Genomic DNA, 2,188 nt, shown 5'->3' with positions numbered 1-2,188 from the left:
GTGTTGCCCTGCCGGTCCGCCTGGGAGATCACCTCGCTGCCCAGCATCGCCGTCGCGCCGAAGGCGACCACGGAGATGATCAGGACGAAGACGCCGACCGCGGACACCGCCCAGGCGCCACAGCGGTCCGCCTGGGTCAGGTCCAGCCGCCCGGCAAGAAGATGATGAACGCCCTGGACTGGGCGCGCGGCGCCCGCCTCGCGCCCGGCACGGTGATCGGATGAGTGCCTCGGACCGCCGCCGTCGCCGTGAAGCCGACGCCGCGAAGGGCGTGAGCCCCCGCGAGGATCGCAAACCCACCGGAAAGTCTGGCGAGCCGCGCGGCGGTAGCCCCCGCGACGACCGCAAGATCACCGGCAAGAACGTCGACGGCGGCTGGGCCGCCCGCGCCGCGAAGGGCACCACCACCTCGCGCGCGGACGGCGACCGCTGGACGGATCGCTCCGACCGCCCCCGCCGCGACGACCGCCCCGGGGGCGCCCGATCCGGCGCGCCCCGCCGCGAAGACGACCGCCCTGGTTTCGCTCGCGGCGCGCAGGGTCGCGACGCGGGCAATCGACGCGACGATGCTCCGCGCTCCGGCGCGCCCCGCCGCGAAGACGACCGCCCCGGTTTCGGTCGCGGCGCGAGTGACCGGGCGCAAGGACGTGACGCGGGCGCTCGACGCGACGACGCCCCGCGCTCCGAGGCACCTCGTCGTGCCGACGACCGCCCTGGCTTCGGCGGCGCGAACGACCGGGCTCAGGGCCGTGACTCGGCTGACCAGCGCGGTGACCGTGGCAACGCGGCACGTTCCGGTGCGGGACGGTCCGACCGTGGCGCCTCACGTCCCGATCGTGGTGCGCGCGTGGGAGACTCGCGTGGCCGTGGTGCGGGCAACCGGGATGCTGGTGCGCCGGCGGGCAAAGCGCCCGCTCAGCGTCGTCCCGAGCGTCCCGATCCCAGTGTGCCCAGTCCGCGCAAGCGCCGCGGCGAGCCCGTGGATCCCGCGCGCGAAGTCGCCCTCGATGTGCTGCGGGCCGTGCGTGAGCGCGACGCCTATGCCAACCTCGCGCTGCCGAAACTGTTGCGCGAGCGCAAGATCAGCGGGCGCGACGCCGCGTTCGCGACCGAGCTCACTTACGGCGCCAGCCGTTCGCAGGGGCAGCTCGACGCGGTGATCTCGGCATGCGCGGGCCGCCCGGTCGACGAGATCGACGGCCCCATCCTCGACATCCTGCGCCTCGGCGTCTACCAGCTACTGCGGACCCGTACCAGCGCGCACGCCGCCGTCGACACCTCCGTCGACCTGGCCAGTGCCGAATTCGGCCAGGGCCGTGCCGGTTTCGTCAACGCGGTGTTGCGGCGAGCGGGGGAGAAGACCGCCGAGGAGTGGATCGCCGAGCTGGCCCCCGCCGACCCGGTCGGCAAACTGGCCTTCGAGCACGCGCATCCGAAATGGATCGCCCAGTCCTTCGCCGACGCGCTCGGCGCGCAGGCGGGTGAGCTGGACGCACTCCTGAAAGCCGATGACGAACGCCCGGTCGTGCACCTGGTCGCCCGGCCCGGCGAGATCACCTCGGAAGAGCTGGCGCTGGTCACCGGCGGTGAGGAGGGCCGCTGGTCCCCGTACGCGGTGTATCTCGACGGCGGCGATCCCGGTCTGCTGGAACCGGTTCGTGACGGCATCGCCTCCGTCCAGGACGAGGGCAGCCAGCTGGTCGCGCTCGCTCTCACGCGTGCGCCGCTGGAGGGCCCCGACAAGGGTCGCTGGCTCGATCTCTGCGCAGGTCCCGGCGGCAAGGCGGCCTTGCTCGGCGCGCTCGCCGCGATCGACCTGTTCACCGTCGACGCTGTCGAACCGGCCGAGCACCGTGCCGAACTGGTTCGCAAATCCACCCGGAATCTGCCCGTCACCGTCCATGTCGCGGACGGTCGCGACAGCGGCCTGACCCCCGGCTACGACCGCGTCCTCGTCGACGCGCCGTGCACGGGCCTCGGCGCCCTGCGTCGCCGCCCCGAGGCGCGCTGGCGCCGCACTCCGGCCGACGTGGCGGAGCTGGTGACCCTGCAGCGTGAACTCCTCACCGCCGCATGGGATCTGGTGCGCCCTGGTGGGGTCGTCGTGTATTCGACCTGCTCACCGCACCTCGCCGAAACAGTGTCGGTGGTCGCCGATTTCGTCCGCCGCAGCGGCGCCGAGGAACTC

General features: G+C 73.3%; 1 protein-coding gene and 1 pseudogene. Both read left to right on the top strand.

The annotated features are described in order from the left end of the window. Window positions 1-224: pseudogene (locus ACFWF3_RS33105) on the top strand (hypothetical protein); the annotation flags it as partial. 722 nt (window positions 225-946) lie between these two features. Then, window positions 947-2,188: RsmB/NOP family class I SAM-dependent RNA methyltransferase (locus ACFWF3_RS33100; RefSeq protein ID WP_379317856.1), on the top strand; the 1,242-nt coding region annotated here is incomplete at its 3' end.

Source organism: Nocardia sp. NPDC060220, from assembly GCF_042727815.1.
Taxonomy (GTDB): domain Bacteria; phylum Actinomycetota; class Actinomycetes; order Mycobacteriales; family Mycobacteriaceae; genus Nocardia.
Note: the sequence above shows the minus strand (reverse complement) of the source record. Positions and strands in the feature narration are given on the sequence as shown.